Consider the following 17975-nt stretch of genomic DNA (forward strand, 5'->3'; position numbering starts at 1 on the left):
AATGAATGATTAACCCCTGATTGAGAGGGTTTAGAACTTCAGGAACGGTGAATGAAGGATATCGTGCGGAAACTCATTGTGAGCAACTTAGTATCACTTGATGGCTATTACGAAGGGAAGGATCGCAATCTCGACGCACTCTTCGACTATTTGCACAAAGACTACTCAGGAGACGAGCACTTCGATTACTACAATACCGAACGGCTGCGTGCCGCCGATACCCTGATACTGAGTGGTCGCACGTCCTTTTCAGGCTACAAGGCGTATTGGACGGGGGTGCCGCAGGCCCCCAATGCCACCGCGATCAGACGTGAATTCGCGGGGCTGATAGAGTCTGTCGAGAAAATCGTGGTCTCGGATACCGTCACCCGTGAGGATTTAGCGCCCTGGGAGGAGACGACACGCATCGTCAGAGGGGCAGATCTATACCAAGAGGTTGCCGCCCTGACACAGCAGTTGGGCAGAAGAGATATCCTGATGTTGTCAAGCCGTATGCTATGGAATGATCTGCTCCTGCATGGTCTGGTCGATGAACTGCATCTCACGATTTTTCCAGTGATCGCGGGCGAGGGGACACCGCTGTTCACGTGCCGCCCGTCGATGTCTCTCAAGCTGATCGCCACACACACTTGGCAAGGCTCGGGTAACATCCTTGCTTGTTATCAGGTGGGTCAGATGAAGTCGTAAATCCCATGCGATGCGCAACGCGCCAGTTCACCTGTAGCGAACAAAGAGAGCAAGATGCCTTCGCTCGGAGAAGCCAGCCTGTCCGAGAAGAGGGAGCCTATCGGCGATCAAGGCGAAGTTAAGCTGTCGCGAAACCGAGTGAGGCGGCAAAGTCTGCTGGGAAGCCGAACAACTTGAACGTGACTTGTCCAGACGTTTCCGGGCGCGCATTGCGAGCGAACCGCTCGGCCCACGAGAGGCGAGAGTGGGCACGCCGGGCGCGAGAAAGGATCACCTCCGCTGTGTTGGGCAAAGCGGTGACGGGAGGTGGCAGGCTCACCTCAATCCGTTGGTGATGCACGAGATGCATACAGGCTCGTCGATGCTGTCGCCGACTCCAATCCTTCCAGAGAAGCGGTGCATTTCCGACAGCCAGTGGGTGCAACAGCACGCTGACTTGACGCGGCTTCTTGGTAGTGCTGCCCTGCCACTGGCATTGTTCGCGCAGGGACAGGTACGACAACTGCGGATGCTGGCTCCATACACCACGCGCAGGCTCCCGTCTGCTTCTCGGCGTTGCTCATGCGGGAGCAACGTCTGTTCAGCAGGACACCGTAACGTCCCATCAGGCTGGAGAGCAAAGTCTTGCTGGAGTGCCTCGTTCTGCTCGTGTTTGGACACACGAACATAGCCGATTTTCATTACCTCTTCCTTTTGTCTCAGGATTCCCGTCGATGGCTCGACCTTTTGAGAAATTGATTATGAGATACGTCAAGGGCGAAGTTTACGCTTGCGAAAGCCACGCGCTCCGCCTAGAGAAAAACACAGCTATGTGTCGCAGAAAACGGCCCAGCCTGTTGAAAAACTCCAAGTAATCTCATCACTTTATCTGCTACATGCAAGATTTGAGCGTAATAGGCAGGGCTATTGTGAGACATGCTCATCCATGAAGGACTTTTTCAACAAGCTGCGGCCGATTTTGAGACTCATCAAACGGCCATTTTTGAGATCCATCATATCTTTCTCATGCAAGTGGGTACCCGCTTTCACATTTTCTCTCGCAAAACCCACCTGGAACGTCCCAAAAATGTCCCAAAAAAGTTAGGACATTTTTGAGGACATGGTCCGACGATCTTAGGATAATTTACCTGCTACAGTTACAGCTAGGAGCGATGGGGTGCGTAGATCACGCAAGCCTCGACCTCCATCGCGTTTTTGAGCTATCTCTTGAAGGATTGATGTTAGACTATGACCAAGCGACCGAACCCTTTGACGAACAGAAGAAAGGCTCGGCACACAAGATATATGAGATCGATTCAAAGGTCATCAAGCCCTCTTCCGAGGCTTTTTGGGCACCGGTTTGGGCTTGCGTACCACGTCAAAGCGGGCGGCTTTCATCCCCGTGGCTCCAGTTGGTCGGCCCGGCGATTTTTCGCGCGGTTTTGGCACACGCGCTGGTGTGCCAACCTGCGACAAAATCCCGGCCATCACTCGGCGCACTTGTCGCGGTGTCACCCGGTCGCGACGCCGCTCCCAAGGACAGTAGCTGGCTTGGCCAAGCGAACGGGTCAGAACTATCTGGTTCATGGCGCTCGCCACGACCAGGCTCCAGCGCTCAAACTGCTTGGGGGTACGTACATGCACCTTCGTCCACAGCAGGTCCTGTTTGAGAAAGCGGTAGCTGTGTTCGTGGGAGAAGCGGTATCGATAGCTCGACGCCACTTCGCCAGGTGCCAACTCCTGCTCGCCCACCCAGACAAACCAGCTTTTGCGCGGATCGCGTTTGGTCCCATTGGCTCCTTCCCGCAAGACGCGAAACACGGTCACCTCAACCTGCCGTGCTTGCTGGACGTGCAAGTGTTGCCATACTTGCACCGAGAGCGGTTTGCCGCGCCAATCGGTCCCGTTCCACGAGGCATCAGGCTTTCCCCAGGTCTCGGGGCGACTGCCTTGAAAGAGGTCTCCATCTTTGCGCGGCGCCCCTCGTTTGCCGGGCGGGTGCGGGGGCGCTGGTCGGTAGAGCTTGCGATTGAGCTTGAGGCGCATCAAGGCTGGCATCTGCAAGCGCTGACAGACTTGCAGAAAGGGTCCGGTCACGTACCAGCGATCCCGCCAGCAGTCGTGCCGATGCTGGCAACAACGGACGCAGCGCCTCCAACTGCTGGACGCCAACCGCAACCGCTGTCTCGGCGGTGGTGATCCGACGCTGGGAGAGAATGGCTCCCCAACTGCTGGGCTGCTCGGGCAAGAGCATGACGGTCGAGAACTGCCAGCCCACACTCACCGGTTTGGTGGCGTGAGGCAAATTCGGCACGTAGATCATCCCGCGATCCGGGCTCGTCTCGGCTTGCGGACGTGCAATCGCTGTGCTATCAATGCTGATCCAGGCCGGGCCTTGGTGCTCGGCGAGCAGGGCTGTTGCCCAGACGGTCATCCAGCACTGCTCATCGATTCGGCCATCTTCCAGAGCCTCATAGACGCTGGCCAAGTGCGTCGGAACCACGGCGAGAGCGATAATTCTGGCAGCGAGCGCGCCGTGACTTCGCTGCTCAACGCATCCCCCAGTTCAAAGAGGGCATCCGCGCTGCGCTCATAGCACTGGTAGACCTGATGACGAAGCTGTTTGAATGTGTTAAGGTTCAATTCGTAAGCGTCCTTTGCTTGGTTTTTTGGTGCAAAGAACCTTACTTCATCAGGCAGTTTCTGGCAAGCCAGGGCTGCCTTTTGGTTGCGATAGTCTAAACGTCAATAAAGAAATTAAAACGAATTATGACCCCCCGCTCTTTGCGAAGGGCGACCTGCTACTATACAGGTCGCCCTTGTTGGTCACGCGTCCAATGAGCCGATCAGGTGGAGCAACTGTTGTCGTTCGCTCTCGGCATCGACAATCGGCACAAGTGAAAGCAGCAGTTCATCCAAACCGCTTGCTAGCCATTCTTGTATATGCTGGCGCACGGTCGCCTCATCGCCACTGATTACCAGGGAACGGGCCAGGGCATCCAGGTCGGCTTCGTCGCCTGCCACGGCCTTCGCAAAGCCAGCTTGCGTAAACATCCGGGCATAGGCGTCAATGTGGATCATTCTTTGTACCTGTTGGCGTATCGTAACGAATACCGCTTCTGTATTGGTACTAAGCGCGACGGAGACTAACGCGACAACTGGGGGCGTCGGGTGGCCTACGGCTTCGGCTCCCGCGCGTAGCGCTGGTAGCGCCAGATCACGTAGATACGGGAGCGGGCTTGTGGAGGTAATTGCGCCATCAGAGATCTCCCCCGCGAGTCGGAAGGCCTTTAGCCCCATGGCTGACATCATCAACGGCACTCGCGCCGTGCGTGGCAGAGTATAGGCCGCATGGAAAAATGTTCCATCATACTTCACGCTTCCCTCCCACAACAGCTCACGCATGACTTGCAAGTATTCTTTGAGATGTGAGAGGGGCGAGGTCTGCTGCAAACCGTATATGCCCTCCACATAGAAACGGTGACTTGAACCGACACCCAACCGCAAGCGTCCAGGGGCGACATCATGCACGGCAAGGGCCTGCTGCGCCATCACAAGCGGATGACGCGGATAAGTGGGAATGACAGCGCTTCCTAGCCGAATGCGCTCGGTTCGAGCGGCGGCGGCGGCAAAGGCCGTCAGGACATCGGCGCGACCAGCGTATTCTGTCGCCATCCAGACTTGCTGGACGCCAGCCGCCTCCGCCTCGCGGATCTTAGCGATGGTGTCTACAGTATCTCTGGCCTGGATATACATGCCAACGCGATCACGAAGCGCACGCGACTCCGTAGCATGCGCTGGCTGGCATAGTGCTTCTTTCTGTTCCATCATACTTCCTTTCCCTGTCGGTCCTCAATGTTCCATGATGCCCTGTGCATAGCTACAAAACATCATTCCCTCAGAGGGAACCTTCGTATCTTCGACATTCTGGAGGGTAAGGGGTTGTGGGCGCGAAAGGCGCGCCCACAACCCCTTACCAAAGGTCCGCGCAGCGAGCCGAGCCTTCATGCAAGGAAGAATGGGAAAGCCCCGAACATCATGGAACATCTGGACTCTTCATATGGTCAGGTGCTATTATGGAGCCAGCCCCTTGCGTTAACCAGGGGTGTATTCACTCCTAGATTGAAAGAATCCATAGCAACCTCTCGACAAGCGTATCTGAGAAAGCTGCAAGAACCCATGACCAAAACCGTAAAGCGCCACGCGGGGTTAAGCGATTTCCTCAAAAGCCGTCGCGCGCGTCTGCGTCCAGAAGAGTTTGGCCTTCCAACGTATCCGAGGCGACGAGCGCGCGGACTTACGCGCGAAGAGCTTGCCCAACTGATCGGCGTGGGCGTCGATTGGTATACGTGGCTCGAACAGGGCAGAGACATTCGCGTTTCTGATCAAGTTCTGGACCGCCTCGCATCCACTTTGCAACTCAATGAGGAGGAGCGCCGCCACTTGTTTCTCCTGGCGCGAGACGCTGTTTCGTCATCCACCGCTCCACATCAAGCTAGAGATATTCAGCGCGCGACTTACCAAACTATTCTCGATGGCATTGTCTATCCGGCCAGATTGCTTGATCGGCGGCATATGACGCTCATAGCGTGCAACGAGAGCGCCAAACAGATCTTTGGCGACATCGCTAGCCGCTCTGAATGGGAACGCAACTCGACCTGGTTCGTCTTGATGCACCCCTCTTCACGAGATATGCTCGTCTATTGGGAGCGGGCGGCCCGGCGCAGTATTGCGCTCTTACATGCGAACTATGATCAGCACCCGGAAGATCCCTGGCTGCGAGAATTAATCGCCGATTTGCACGCCTCTAGCCCGGAGTTTCGAGCCTGGTGGCCTGAGCATGAGATTCTCCTGTCCTGTCAGGGTCTCGACGAAATTCAGCACCCACTGGTGGGGCGGCTGGCATTTCAGCCCACTATCCTCGCTGTGCCTTCCCAACCCAATTTACAGATTGTTGTCTATACTCCGCTGCCGCAAGTCGATACAGCCGCCAAGCTCAGAACGCTTCTGCGTTCTGAACCAATACTTCGAGCGTAACCGTGCACGATAAGAGGAGGTAGGTTGGGATTGACCCGCTTTAGAAGAGCACCTGAAGAGAAGAAGGAAGAATATCATCAGTACCTGTTGCGCGCCTTGGTCAGTTGTGGTATCTGTCACCTTTCCTGTTTGGCTCGGACGAGTTCTGGGCATGCCTACTATGTCTGCCGAGGAAAGCAGGGGTCTATACGTCTCGACGAGAGGAATGCTGTCATGCACGTTTCATTCCAGTTGAGCAGTTGGATGCACTTGTCTGGCAGGACCTCTGTGAGGTTCTGCAGCACCCAGTCATCATTGACCAGGCGTTGCAGCGAGCACAAGCTGGCGCGTGGCTTCCGCAAGAACTTCAAGCTCGCCGGACACAGGTCCGCAAAGCACGTAACACACTATGCGGGCAATTGGAACGACTGACTGAGGCCTATCTGGCCGATGTATTTCCTCTGGGAGAATACAAACGGCGGCGACAGGACGTGGAACAGCGGCTGGCAGCAGTGGAGACGCAAGCAAGCCAGATTGAAGCGAGTGTCCAGCAGCACATGGAATGAGCCAGCATCACTTGTTCAATCAACGAATTTTGCCAACGTATGAATCGCGGCCTTTCTCAAGCCACCTTTGAACAGAAACGGCAGTTGGTAGAATTGCTTGTCGATCGCGTGGTCGTCATGATGGATGAGGTGGAGATCCGCTATGTGATCCCCACCTCACCACGCAATGAACAGGTTCGTTTTTGTCATTTGCTTACGGACTATTTAGGGGCAGAGTAGCGGACAATACAAGCATCTATCACTCTTTATGCTCAAAAATGGGCTTCTGTTTCTCTCTCCAGGATGGGTCATGCTCCATGATCAGCGATGATTAGCCAGAGAGTCCCAGCATCATGGGAACTAGGCTTCCTCGTTGTCTGCGAGGCTCCAGTGACGGAGGTCTTGCCAGAGCCGGAAGCCGCAAAATGGCGCTCGTTTTACCAACAGGTCTTTGCCCTTGCCCTATACCATACGAATCCAGGGATGTCAAAGAAAGAACAGAGAGCTGGTTTATCAAACAAAATTATTCCAATTGAAATAATACCTTGACAAGTATAGTACTATGGCGTATAATCCAAACACGAGGTGATGAGATGAGTGAACACAAACTGACCTCCGACCTGCTGCGCGGACATACCGATACGATGATTTTACGGCTCTTATCGGAAGCTGACCGCTACGGCTACGAAATTGTCAAGCTGATTGCTGAGCGCTCGGGTGGGGATTATGAATTAAAGGAAGCCACGATGTACTCTAGCGTCCGGCGGCTTGAGATGGACGGGGATATCGAATGGTATTGGGGCGATGAATCGCAAGGCGGAAGGAGGAAATACTTCAGGATTACGGAAAAAGGGAAAGCAACCTACGATCGCAACAAAAACAACTGGGAGTACGCCAAGCGCGTGCTGGAGAATCTCTTGTAAAGGAATAGTGTTGGTATGAATGAGAAATTAACCAACTATGTCAACGGCGTGTTTGCTCCCTACGAGGAGGTCAAAAGCGCCGCCGAATTAAAGGCTGATCTGCTCTCCGATTTGCAGGAGCGCTTCCGTGAGCTCAAAGCCGAGGGCAAGGATGATGAAACCGCCTTTGATATGACCATTGAGAGTATCGGCGACATTGAGCAAACCGTCCAGGAGGTCGCCAACCTCTCCCGCTCGCTGGAGCGGCAGGTGGCCATCAACTTGAGTGCGAGCAACCTGACACGGAGCGACTTTGCGGGCGTTGTCGCGCATCAAGGGAATTTTCAAGCGAGTGCCTTGCGCGGCTCGGACTTTACGGGCGCCGACCTCACTGGGAGCTCGTTTCGGAGCAGCGACGTCCGTGAAGCCAATTTTGCAGGCGCCAATCTGACCGATTGCGACTTCTCCACCCTTGACCTTCAGGATGCGAACTTCCGTGAAGCCATCCTTGTGCGCACCAACTTCAGCACGTCGTGGCTGGTCGGAGCACACTTCATCGGTGTCACGCTGACTGATGTCAAATTGACGAAGACCAGCCTGGGAAAAACCACCTTTGAACGCTGTCGCTTTCTCGGCGTGGACTTCACCTCTTCGGATCTGAGCGGACTGCGATTTGATGGGCAGACCTTTATCGATGTCAAGTTTGACGATGCGGGACTCAAGGACGCATCGTTTCAGGGCGCGACGCTCAAAAATGTGTCTTTCCGCTCGAGGTCTCTCTGGTCGAAGAAATATTACCGTGCCCTGAAAACCATTTCCTTTGACGGTGCGATGATGGATAAGGTCACATATGCCGCGCTCAAAGGTCTACAGGTTGATTTGTCGAAGGTGACTGTTCTCTCATAAGGAAATATATTGGCAAAGCATTGCAATTCAGGCACAAGACCTACAGAAATCATACAAGCGGCTCAATGTTTTACAAGGCGTGAATTTTAGCGTGGAGCAGGGCAGCATTTTTGCCCTGCTTGGCTCCAACGGCGCGGGCAAGACCACGCTGATCAAAATCCTCACCACGCTGCTCAAACAGGACGGCGGAACGGCCATCGTCAACGGCTTTGATGTGGCGTCACAGCCAGACCACGTGCGGCAATCACTGAGTCTGACCGGACAATTTGCCGCCGTGGATGAGATTTTAACCAGACAAGAAAATCTGATCATGATCGCCAAGCTCCGACACGTCAAGAATCCGCGCCAAGTGGCCGACGAGTTGCTGACCCACTTCGGTTTAACAGATGCCGCCACTCGCCGTGCGTCGACGTATTCAGGCGGGATGCGCCGCCGACTTGACATCGCCATGAGCCTGGTGGGAACACCGCCGATCATTTTTCTTGACGAGCCGACCACCGGGCTTGACCCTGAGGCACGCATCGAAATGTGGAAGGTGGTGAAGGAGCTTGCTGATGGGGGCAGAACCGCCTTCTTGACCACGCAGTACCTGGATGAGGCAGAACAGCTGGCTGATCGTATTGCCATTCTCCTTGAACATCTCTTGCGCGCAACGTGAAACAGAAAGCTGCTGTGTTCCTAAAGAGAGTATACTGGAGAACCAAGCGAAAAACTTCGTCCAAATGAACGTTGTTTTTTCTAGTAGCCTGCGCCTAAGGGTTCTGCCAGAACTTGGCATTGACCCATTGTGAGAGGCTTGAAAGTGGGGGAAGCCATACCATAGACTGCGGGCCTGATTCGCAATGAATGTAGAAATCGAGTCAAGCCAAGCCTCTTTCATTGGTGATGGTATGCTTCTAGAACCTCACGACGTAGAGGACATACTGGGTGACAATCGAAGCAGATATAGAAGCGGTCAGTCGTTACTGAGGAGAAATCAACGGTGTCATGACCACCAGTGGGACTGGCTGGATGATGGAACTGATTGGGCGCCGCTTATAAGCGTCCCCACATATTCTGTTTGCCGCCGTTTCCATCGTACGTGCTGACCACAATCTCAAACGTGTCAATCTTCTCTGCGGCCCAGGCTAGCAGGCGTTGGCCTTCTGCCTGCAATTCCTGTGATATGCTTAACGGAAGAGGCTCAAAGGGCTGGAGAATGAGTCTGGCTATAGTCGGAGTGCGCTCGATGTACCAGATGCCACTAACGAAGCCATCGACGAGAAAGGTTGGCAGGACAAGGGATCTGCCAGGGATGACAGAGGAGCGGTAGTGCTCAGGAATGATGCGCTGGCGGTCGTTGTAGGCCAGCATAAGATTGTCGAAATCGGGGATAAAACGTACGGGGGCAGGAGTATGCGCAGATGGCAGGAGCGCGCCGGGTAGGTCGAAGAGTTCGCGACCCTGCTCGTCACGGAAGGTCGTGAGCTCTGGGCGCAGCATCTCGACTGCTGACTGGAGGCGACTGAGGCCAGACCAGATGTGCAGATCCTTGGTGCTGGCTGGGCCAAAGGCGGCGAGGTAGCTGCGAATGAGCGCACGCAGGCCTTCTGCGGGAGGAACAAATGAGCGCCCTAACCAGGCCTGAGCCTCGGCATAGGCCGGGCTACCACCTACACCCCAGGCGCCACCGGGGAAGACCTGGATCAGTGAGAGAGTTGCGCGCACAGCGTAAAGCAGGCGCTCATCCATTTGCGGTACTAGCTCGGCCAGGTGCGTGCGCAGTTCGACATTGGTGCGTGGCTTCTCACGCAGAAAGCCCTGCATCTCGGCCAGCAGACGCTCTCTTGTGAGACCGCTGGCGAGGGGCTGACCAAAAAAAACGCTCCAGTTGGCGCGCATGCAGAATGACCAGCGCAGGCCGGAAATTGACATAATCCTCGGTAGTTGTCAGGTGCAGGGTGCGGCGCATCATCGACGCCCTCACTACCTCGCGCCGCTCCAGCAAACGTGTTAGATCTGCTCTCTGGAAGGCCTGCAAGCGACTCCATAGCCCTATATATGGTGGGTTAGCGAGCTGGCCCTGCAAGCCTGCCACCTGCCTGATTGCAGCCAGGGGCGTGATACTCGCCCGCTCCAGCAAAAGCTGCCTCGCCAGAGTGGCGCGATTGAGCTCTCGCAGCGTGAGGATGCGTTCACCCATCAGTCTCTCCCTTACGCCTTGCTTTCTACGTACAAGCAAAGTATATTTCAAAAGGGAGACACAATCGGCCCTCATTCACAGCGCAATTCCTTGCTTGCTACTTTCGTGCCGTCAAGATTTTTGCGACAATCCTTGGGTGGAGAAGCACAAGTGGAGAGCGAAGCATATGCATCACCTCCAAAAAGACCAAAAGGGTTTTTGTATTGCTCGCCAGTAGATCAAATTCGCCGTCTATATAATGATTTGTAAGTTCTTGCCTCTCTTTTTGAGGCGCATCTGGTAAGTGACCCTCGATATGAGCCAGATTTGCCCGCCAATTTGAGCAGCACAGCCATGGAGGAGCAGATCAATCCGCTCTACAAGCTAATGATCGTGTACCGTTTTTGTAAATTCGAGCCTTACTCTTCATCCGTGACGTTTCTCAGGATACTTTTCCCGATCCTCAGAATAAAAAGACGCTGCATTAGGGCATAAAGCCCCTTGTGGAGCGGAGGTGGGTATCTGTGACGGAATACCCTGATACCGCTGATAATACGGAGCCGGTTCTCGCACGTTGGAAATTGTCCGATTACTACCGGAACCCCGTGTTGACAACCGCTTTCTCACCTAGCACAATTGTTCGTAACCGTAGTGGTTCTGCTTCTCTATCACAGAGAAGGACTGGAGGAGCCTTTCGGCTCTCACGAAATCAGCAAGGAGAGGCATCATGAAATTTCTTCTCACTTCTTGTGGCATGAGCAACGGCAGCATCCGTAACACCCTGGTTGATCTGCTGGGCAAACCTATCGCAGAGTCCAGCGCCCTGTGCATTCCCACCGCGGTGTACGCCTATCCTGGCGGTGCTGCCATGGCCTATCAGCTGATCCGCGGAGTAGCAGCCAGCCCCTTGTGCGAATTGGGGTGGAAGTCGTTGGGAGTGCTGGAGCTCACCGCTCTGCCCAGTATCAAAGAAGACCATTGGGTTCCTCTGGTCCAGGAGACTGACGCCCTGCTGGTTGGCGGCGGCGATCCCTTTTACTTGTGCTACTGGATGCGGCAATCGGGACTGGCAGACCTCTTGCCGGAGCTAGCGCGCGAGACGGTCTATGTGGGGGTGAGCGGCGGGAGTATGGTGGTCACCCCGATCTCCGGGGAGCAATACGATGGCATCGATCCGCTCGATCCGCATCACTGGCGTGTGTCGGTGATGCTCGACCAGGCGGATCTTCAAACCGGCAGCAACAGAGCGCTGGGACTGGTTGATTTTACGTTGTATCCGCACCTGGATCACCCCTCTATGCCGGAGGCTTCCCTGGCTAACCTGGAAAGATGGGCCGCTGGAGTAGATGTGCCAGTGTATCTTATTGACGATCAGACCGCCCTCACCGTGATCGATGGCGTTGTCGAAGTCGTCTCCGAAGGCCATTGGAAACGGTTTGTGTCCTAAGTTTCGGGGCAGTTTCGGATGGTTCAATGCTGCCTCTACCGCTGCCCGTCAAGCCAGATTCGAATATCGTCTGGAGTATGATACTCCCAATGCGCTTGTTGAGTTCGCACTCCTGCGCAGTGATGGCGAGCAGATCTACAAGAGCCTTGTTCGTCGGCGGAAGCAGATTAACGAGGCTTTTGGCGGATCATTGCTCTGGTTGCAAGAGGCGCAGAATGCGGAGCATTCCTGGCCATACCCTGCACTTGCCTGGACGATCGCCTGCCCAGGCTTACGTGATCTGGATCGCAGAACCTGGCCATTGATCCAATCGCGGATGATTGATGCCATGGTGTGTTTGGAGCAAGCGGTTGTGCCTTACCTCCAACGGTGGCTCGAAGAGGATTGAATTCTCGTATGCTACTCTCGACACTTTATAACTACACACATTCCTTTGATTGGTTGGCATTTTATAGGGTGATACATCTATGCTTCACGTTTCTTCGGTATCTTCTCGATTATTATTGGAGCGCTTGTTGATCTCCTGTAAGGCCTTGCTTCTGGCAGCAAGTATTGGAATGAACTCAGCATAAGAGGAATTCTTTCGTATCTGCACAAGCTTCCAGCCCTCCTCCATATCTTTGTAGATCAAGGGTCGTGCGACCAGAATGTTCCATCTCAATGAGATAGTTGCGCAGGCTTGTGTTCAATTTGTGTTGATCGATATAGAGGCATAAGCAAACCAGTAAATGATCAGGCCAGCTATTCTGACAGCACAAGCTTCAGCAAAACCAAGATTTGTTTGGAATGAGAACCCTAATCATGTACACGGCGAACTGGAAGTAACTCCTGGCTGAACCGAATCGGGACGAAGTGGTTTCATTGTAAGCAAATGATTATCGAACCTGCTTGGCTCTTGACCGCGAGCGAGGTGGGACAGCGAGCCTGTGGGTATTTTGGTTATGAACAGGCTGAAGTGCTTGCGCGAAGGATCTTGTGAGGACGGCTATTCCATGAATTACCTCATCTGCTGAGCAAATTTTCCCCTGCGCCGCACGACCACAAATCCGAGCTGCTGATAGAGACGAATAGCGCCAGGATTATTGACATTCACATGGAGGATCACAGCCTTTTTGCCTGCTTTTCGCCATGTTTGCAGAGCATGGGTAATCAGTGCGGCACCCAGTCCCTGTCCTCGCCACTCAGGATGAACCCCAATCTGAATCAGATAGCCATGTTGCGCTGGCATCTCTTCGTCTTCGGCATTGGTGACAAATCCCACTACCTGATCCTGAACCACAGCAAGAACGGACATGTCGGGGCGGAACGCCGGGTCGCCGGAGGTCCAATGGACCCATTCTGTTTCACTCCATCCAGGGAAGCCCGGTCGCTCCCGAAACGAGGCGTCATAGACCGTAAAAAAATCATGCGTTCGCTCAGGTGCCCAACTGAAATAGGAGACTTTGAACGGTAGAGCGATCTGGGAAAGTGCTCGGGAGAGATCATAGCGCATGACCTCTTCCGCAAACGTCAGCATGTACCCTTTTTCCGCATAGGAAGCAAGAACCTCATCGGTCACGTTCTCACAGCGAATATCCTTGAGGGGAACGGGGTGATTTTGTCCCATGGCAGAATTGCTTTCTTGAGAAAATTTCTGTGCTTTGCCTAAAGAAGCCGTGTCCTATATTATCTCATCACTTTGATGGAGGTCAATGTGCCTGTTGTTGAATGTCAACTACCTCCAGCTCACAACGCCAATTACAACTGCCAAAACGACAATTATCTTCAATAGCGAATTGATTCACGTTAAATGGGTGTGGGGGGCTCACGTATGAGTAATAGGCTTTGGGGTATCAAGCTGATGTGGCGTGGCATCAGAAGAAACTCCTTTGCCGCTCGCCGCTTCTCTTTTTCGTCAGATTCCTCGTCTCTTTCGCCAAGTTATCTGGAAAAGACGCCAAGAAATGCCTGAAAATGGTCGTATTTTTCACCCATCTCAGGTATATTTGCTCTTGAGGGAGAGAAACACGCGCTTCCAGCACAATGTAAGGAAAAATCGTCATGCGCATGACGATTTTTCCTTACATATCTGGAGCCAACGCCTTCAGTTGAGCGCTAAAACCGAAGCGCTTATTGCCTCCGTTCGCTCTTCGCCTCTGGTACGCCCACCGAGTGGGCGTGCTGGGAGATCACTGGCATTCCAGGCTCTTGGCCTTCCTCCTGCACGGCTGACTACAGGACCTCTCTTGCTTCTTCATACCCAAGGGATTCGGCTTGTTGAAAAGCGTGGTGTGCCTCAGCCTGTCTGCCGAGGTGTTGAAGCGCACGCCCTCGGTGATAGTGGGCGCGCGCATGGGTCGGATCAAGGGCTAGGGCCTGGTCAAAGTCGGCCAAGGCCTGCTGGTAGTCCTGGAGCGTCGCGTACACCGCGCCTCGGTTGTGGTAGATGTGGGCATTGCTGGGATCAAGACGAAGGGCTTGGTCAAAGTCGGCGATAGCCTGCTGGCACTCATGGAGGGCAGCGTGCGCGTTGCCTCGGTTGTAGTAGGCGTCGGCAGAGCTGGGATCAAGGCGGAGGGTTTGATCAAAGTCGGCGATAGCCTGCTGGTACTCGTTGAGGGCATCGTACACACAACCTCGGTTGTAGTAGGCGTGGGCATTACTGGGATCGAGGCGGAGGGTTTGGTCAAAATCGGCGATAGCCTGCTGGTACTCGTTGAGGTCGACATACGCAGTGCCTCGGTTGTAGTAGGTGGCCGTGGAGTCGGGAGCGAGGCGAAGGGCCTGATCAAAGTCGGCGATAGCCTGCTGGTAGTCTTTGAGATCAGCATAGGCTGCCCCGCGGTTGTGGTAGGCCCGGGCATAGCTGGGATCGAGACGAAGAGCCTGCTCATAGGCGGCGATAGCCTGCTGGTACTCGTGGAAGGCGGCGTGAACATTGCCTTCCTGCACCCATTGTTCTTTGGTCTGCGGCTGTGGAGATTCCATGTGTCTATTCCTTTCCAGGGAGAACCACCCAATGATCTCAAGAGCGCTCGCTAGAGCAAGGTGGGTTCCTGCAAGGAGACGCTCTCCCCTAGCAAAAAAACGTTTCAAACAGGGTGTTTTCGCTAGGTTGGCGGCACGTCTCATGCTTGCTACATCCACCAAAAAGCGGGCCGAATCTCTATGAAGCCATTATAATTCGTGAGGTTGGGTTGATCAATCAGGGCGCGCTGGAGACTGTTGGGGGGGAAGGACGATCAGGAGCACCAGTCTTCGGCTCTTTGGGGCTGAAAAATACAGGTACTAAAAAGCCGCGCAGCTTGTAGAGCGGATTCTTTTGCTGATGAAGTGGGGTAAAGAGGCGAGAAGAGCAACTGTTTTGAAGACGTGTTTTGCCTTTCCGCTCATCCCTTTTTAGCTTTGCGCCATTTTATACTTGCATAAAATCATGTCGCTCCATAAGGGGCTTCTGAGAGAGATGCGCCATTTTATGGTAAGAAATGACAATTGGCAAATAAATTGCCGACGATTTTTCTAGCTGCAGCCAAGCAGGCTGTGCCATATAAAGTGGCGAGGCAGCCTCGGACTCTTGCATCAGCATTAGCACCTTCTGTTTCGCCACTGTTTTTCCAAAGATGCGACAAGATATCTGCCAATCCGCCATTTTATCTGGCAAAAATAGCAAACCAGACGAGAAGAGGTACCTCCAGAGAGAAGCAGGAGAGCAATTACTTATTTGTTCTCTCCTGCGCAACGAGATGGAGTCGGCTTGCAAGCAGATCGATGCGATTGAAGAGCCCCGCAAGCCACTGGGGCGATACATACATCAGGTAGGAAGGCCAATCAAGAAGCCATGACCGTAATTCAAAAGCATCAAGCACCTGATGAAGCAGAGCGAATGGAATCTGTTCCTTCGTTTCCGCTTCCAACTGCTGATGATAGATAGTAATCATCTCCTCAAATGGCACTGTTCCTCCTGCCTGCCACGCTCTTTGAAAGAAGAAGGACAGATCGCCAGGTCCAAGCCCCACACCCACTTCTTGCCAATCTGCCCAGATCAATTGTCCTTGTTCGTCTCTCAAGAGATTATCGATGTGGCAATCACCATGACACACTGTCAAGGGAAAGGAGGTAAGGAGGCTCTGCATGCCTTCCATCAAGGGGAGAAGACGAATGAGCCACTGATACCGTTGTCTCGGTATCAGTGGTTGAAAGAGCGGATCATCCTGCAGAGCTTTCCACTGTTGTGCTGCGTCTTGCATTTGGCGCGCGGAAAGTGTCCACTGCTGTCTATGCAACCAGGAGAACTGGGCTATCTGCTCTGTGTTCTTCCAAAAAGAGGCATGCAACTGTCCTAGTTGCTCGGCAACCTTGAGATATTGCCACTCCTGCCACTCAATTGGGTGAGCAGATGGTTCATAGGCTCTGAGCAACAGCGCAATTGCCTGAGCATCACGAACATGAGCGAGCATATGAGGGACACAGAGCGGAAGGCGAGGAACCAAGATCTGGTAACAGGAGAGTTCCCGTTGTGCACGTTCTTGCACAATTCGTTCACTGTCCGTGCGGGTGAGTTTTAAGATGAGCTCTTCGCCCGTCATCTGCAATCGATAGGTAGCAGCGCCAGAGACCCCCCCTTGAAGGATCTGATACGCTTGGAGATGCTCAGGAGATCGATGCATCTTTTTTAAGTAATGCTTGATTTCTTGACGGTGTGCCCACTGCTGTTGCTTCATCTCATTGCTGCTGTTAGGATATTTCATAGCTTCTTCTCTCTCAGAATTTCCAGTCGGTACGTGTGCCAACATTGCCATATTCCCAGGCCATGACATGCCTCACGTGTACTCGGTACAGATCGCAGTCCTCATGGAAGAGAGTGGCTCTGGCTCCATTACGGGGAGCCACATATTTATCCCCATACGCACCAACTTAAGCAAGGCAGAGGCAAAAAGAGGCTCCATCTGCGATGATGTCAGAAAGAGAAACCTGATATCGAGAGCAGAAGGAGCACAGACCTGGCAAATGTAGCACACGTCGAGCAGTCTTTGAAGCACATCCTGGAAGAACGAGCGAATGTCCTGGCCCGCGAAACGGGCTGTATTGAACGGCAGAGAAAATTCAGTGGAGCCGACCTGCTGCAAACGCTGGTTTTTGGCTGGCTGAGCCATCCGGATGCCAGTCTGGAGCGGCTCGCATCCATGGCGACCATCCGCAAGGTGGAAGTGACAGATACCGCGCTGCACAAACGCTTTACGGAGCCCTGTGCCCACTTCTTGCATGCGGTGTTTGAGGAGATGGCCAGTGTGGTCGTTGAAGCCAGCCAGGATGTCCCGTTGGAGCTCCTGTGTCGCTTTCAGTCAGTCGTGCTGGAGGATAGTAGCAGTATCGCCCTCCCAGAGGAATTGGCAGAGCAGTGGCAGGGATGCGGGGGATCTCCTGGAAAGGGGCAAGCTGCGGTGAAATTGCATGTTCGTTGGGAACTCAAACGGGGACAGGTGCAAGGCCCAAGGCTCACGCACGGACGGATCATTGATCGATCCAGTCCGTTCAAAGATGATGGCTTGCCGGTGGGAAGTCTGTATATCGCCGATCTGGGGTATCTGGATTGGGGAGCGATTGCTGCTCGACGAGCGGCTGGCAGTTACACGCTCACTCGTGCCCAGGCCAGAACCAACTACTGGACGCCGGAAGGCAAACCGCTGGAACTGGATGCGCTGCTCCCACAGCAGGTCGGACAGACCCACGAACGCTGGGTTCGTGTGGGCAAAGAGCATCGGCATCTGATGCGTCTGCTCATCTTGCGAGTTCCCCAAGACGGAGCTTCGCGACGACGCGCCAACTTGGAGGCTGATGCCAAGCGACGCGCTCAACCCGTGCGGGAGCGAGCCTGGAAACTGGCCGACTGGACCATCTTGCTCACCGATGTCCCTGCGAATCTTCTGAACTTGCAGGAGGCTCTCGTCCTGGTGCGGGAACGATGGCAAATGGAAATGCTTTACAAGTTATGGAAGCAATACGGGCGGATTGATGAATGGCGCACCACGAATCCCTGGCGCGTGCTCTGTGAACTGTATGCCAAGCTCATTGGACTGCTCCTGCAACACTGGCTCATTCTCCTGTTCGCCTGGCAAGATGAGCAGCGCAGTTTGGTCAAACTGGCACAGGTGGTCCGCGATACCGCCAGTTCGCTGCTGGAAGCTTTTGCAGGGGAGCGCTCGTTTCTCTCTGCCCTACAAGCCATCCAACGTCGCATGCGTTTAGGGTGCCAAATGAACAAGCGCAAAAAGCATCCCAATTCCGCCCAACTCCTCCAGCGGAGATCGACCAACTGGGCTTTGAGTCCTTAAGTTGGTGCGTATGGGGAGCCA

19 protein-coding genes and 1 pseudogene are annotated in these 17975 nt (G+C 54.0%); 10 read left to right on the forward strand and 10 right to left on the reverse strand.

Going from position 1 to position 17975, the window contains the following annotated elements; genetic code table 11:
• Window positions 1–51 precede the first annotated feature (51 nt).
• Entirely contained in the window at window positions 52–687 is a 636-nt protein-coding gene (locus JMJ04_RS29225; protein ID WP_201373927.1) for a dihydrofolate reductase family protein, read from the forward strand.
• 118 nt (window positions 688–805) lie between these two features.
• On the opposite strand, the gene JMJ04_RS29230 is transcribed toward JMJ04_RS29225, so the two are convergent.
• From JMJ04_RS29230 to JMJ04_RS29245, 4 genes are all read right to left on the reverse strand, one after another.
• On the reverse strand, window positions 806–1189 hold the full coding sequence (locus JMJ04_RS29230; RefSeq protein ID WP_236038468.1) for a hypothetical protein: 384 nt from the start codon (window positions 1187–1189) through the stop codon (window positions 806–808).
• 803 nt (window positions 1190–1992) lie between these two features.
• Entirely contained in the window at window positions 1993–2946 is a 954-nt protein-coding gene (locus JMJ04_RS29235) for a transposase (RefSeq protein ID WP_307811754.1), read from the reverse strand.
• 150 nt (window positions 2947–3096) lie between these two features.
• The gene (locus JMJ04_RS29240) at window positions 3097–3309 is read right to left on the reverse strand and encodes a hypothetical protein (RefSeq protein WP_201373929.1); all 213 of its coding nucleotides are present in this window, start codon (window positions 3307–3309) and stop codon (window positions 3097–3099) included.
• Window positions 3310–3492: 183 nt separating this feature from the next.
• Window positions 3493–4497, reverse strand: coding sequence for an LLM class flavin-dependent oxidoreductase (locus tag JMJ04_RS29245; protein ID WP_236038469.1), 1005 nt, complete (start codon window positions 4495–4497; stop codon window positions 3493–3495).
• A gap of 348 nt (window positions 4498–4845) precedes the next feature.
• On the opposite strand from JMJ04_RS29245, the gene JMJ04_RS29250 reads away from it, so the two are divergent.
• The 6 genes and pseudogenes from JMJ04_RS29250 to JMJ04_RS29270 form a co-directional block, all read left to right on the forward strand.
• Complete coding sequence (locus tag JMJ04_RS29250) at window positions 4846–5703, forward strand: helix-turn-helix transcriptional regulator (RefSeq protein WP_201373930.1); 858 nt, start codon at window positions 4846–4848, stop codon at window positions 5701–5703.
• Between the two features lie 239 nt (window positions 5704–5942).
• Window positions 5943–6248 (forward strand): hypothetical protein, encoded by a 306-nt coding sequence (locus tag JMJ04_RS46975; protein WP_236038470.1) that lies wholly within the window; start codon window positions 5943–5945, stop codon window positions 6246–6248.
• Window positions 6249–6287: 39 nt separating this feature from the next.
• Window positions 6288–6467 (forward strand): hypothetical protein, encoded by a 180-nt coding sequence (locus tag JMJ04_RS46980; RefSeq protein WP_236038471.1) that lies wholly within the window; start codon window positions 6288–6290, stop codon window positions 6465–6467.
• 353 nt (window positions 6468–6820) lie between these two features.
• A complete protein-coding gene (locus JMJ04_RS29260) occupies window positions 6821–7150 on the forward strand; it encodes a PadR family transcriptional regulator (protein WP_201373931.1) in 330 nt (109 codons plus the stop codon).
• Window positions 7151–7165: 15 nt separating this feature from the next.
• Window positions 7166–8035 carry a pentapeptide repeat-containing protein gene (locus JMJ04_RS29265; protein WP_201373932.1) on the forward strand — a complete coding sequence of 290 codons (870 nt, stop codon included), beginning with the start codon at window positions 7166–7168 and terminating at the stop codon, window positions 8033–8035.
• A gap of 19 nt (window positions 8036–8054) precedes the next feature.
• Window positions 8055–8672 (forward strand): annotated as a pseudogene (locus tag JMJ04_RS29270) (ABC transporter ATP-binding protein); the annotation flags it as partial.
• A gap of 398 nt (window positions 8673–9070) precedes the next feature.
• Here JMJ04_RS29270 and JMJ04_RS29275 read toward each other — a convergent pair.
• Window positions 9071–9916 (reverse strand): winged helix DNA-binding domain-containing protein, encoded by an 846-nt coding sequence (locus JMJ04_RS29275; RefSeq protein ID WP_307811778.1) that lies wholly within the window; start codon window positions 9914–9916, stop codon window positions 9071–9073.
• Window positions 9822–10217, reverse strand: a complete 396-nt coding sequence (locus JMJ04_RS48175; protein WP_268887383.1) for a DNA glycosylase AlkZ-like family protein — start codon at window positions 10215–10217, stop codon at window positions 9822–9824. Before JMJ04_RS48175 ends, JMJ04_RS29275 begins: the two co-directional genes overlap by 95 nt.
• A gap of 706 nt (window positions 10218–10923) precedes the next feature.
• On the opposite strand from JMJ04_RS48175, the gene JMJ04_RS29280 reads away from it, so the two are divergent.
• Window positions 10924–11643 carry a Type 1 glutamine amidotransferase-like domain-containing protein gene (locus JMJ04_RS29280; protein ID WP_201373934.1) on the forward strand — a complete coding sequence of 240 codons (720 nt, stop codon included), beginning with the start codon at window positions 10924–10926 and terminating at the stop codon, window positions 11641–11643.
• A complete protein-coding gene (locus tag JMJ04_RS29285; RefSeq protein ID WP_201373935.1) occupies window positions 11633–12031 on the forward strand; it encodes a DUF4268 domain-containing protein in 399 nt (132 codons plus the stop codon). The genes JMJ04_RS29280 and JMJ04_RS29285 overlap by 11 nt, the downstream gene beginning before the upstream one ends.
• 609 nt (window positions 12032–12640) lie before the next feature.
• Here the strand turns inward: JMJ04_RS29285 and JMJ04_RS29290 are convergent.
• The 4 genes from JMJ04_RS29290 to JMJ04_RS29305 all read right to left on the reverse strand — a co-directional run bounded on the left by JMJ04_RS29290 (window position 12641) and on the right by JMJ04_RS29305 (window position 16370).
• On the reverse strand, window positions 12641–13249 hold the full coding sequence (locus tag JMJ04_RS29290) for a GNAT family N-acetyltransferase (RefSeq protein WP_201373936.1): 609 nt from the start codon (window positions 13247–13249) through the stop codon (window positions 12641–12643).
• A 247-nt stretch (window positions 13250–13496) separates the two neighbouring features.
• On the reverse strand, window positions 13497–13691 hold the full coding sequence (locus tag JMJ04_RS29295) for a hypothetical protein (protein WP_201373937.1): 195 nt from the start codon (window positions 13689–13691) through the stop codon (window positions 13497–13499).
• A gap of 163 nt (window positions 13692–13854) precedes the next feature.
• On the reverse strand, window positions 13855–14610 hold the full coding sequence (locus JMJ04_RS29300) for a tetratricopeptide repeat protein (protein ID WP_201373938.1): 756 nt from the start codon (window positions 14608–14610) through the stop codon (window positions 13855–13857).
• A gap of 725 nt (window positions 14611–15335) precedes the next feature.
• Window positions 15336–16370: an aminoglycoside phosphotransferase family protein gene (locus JMJ04_RS29305; protein ID WP_201373939.1), complete on the reverse strand. Its 1035-nt coding sequence runs from the start codon at window positions 16368–16370 to the stop codon at window positions 15336–15338.
• Between the two features lie 282 nt (window positions 16371–16652).
• On the opposite strand from JMJ04_RS29305, the gene JMJ04_RS29310 reads away from it, so the two are divergent.
• Entirely contained in the window at window positions 16653–17954 is a 1302-nt protein-coding gene (locus JMJ04_RS29310) for an IS4 family transposase (protein ID WP_236038473.1), read from the forward strand.
• The last annotated feature ends 21 nt before the right edge of the window (window positions 17955–17975 follow it).

Origin of the sequence: Ktedonobacter robiniae (assembly GCF_016587375.1) — a bacterium.
In the GTDB taxonomy this organism is placed as follows: Bacteria; Chloroflexota; Ktedonobacteria; order Ktedonobacterales; family Ktedonobacteraceae; genus Ktedonobacter; species Ktedonobacter robiniae.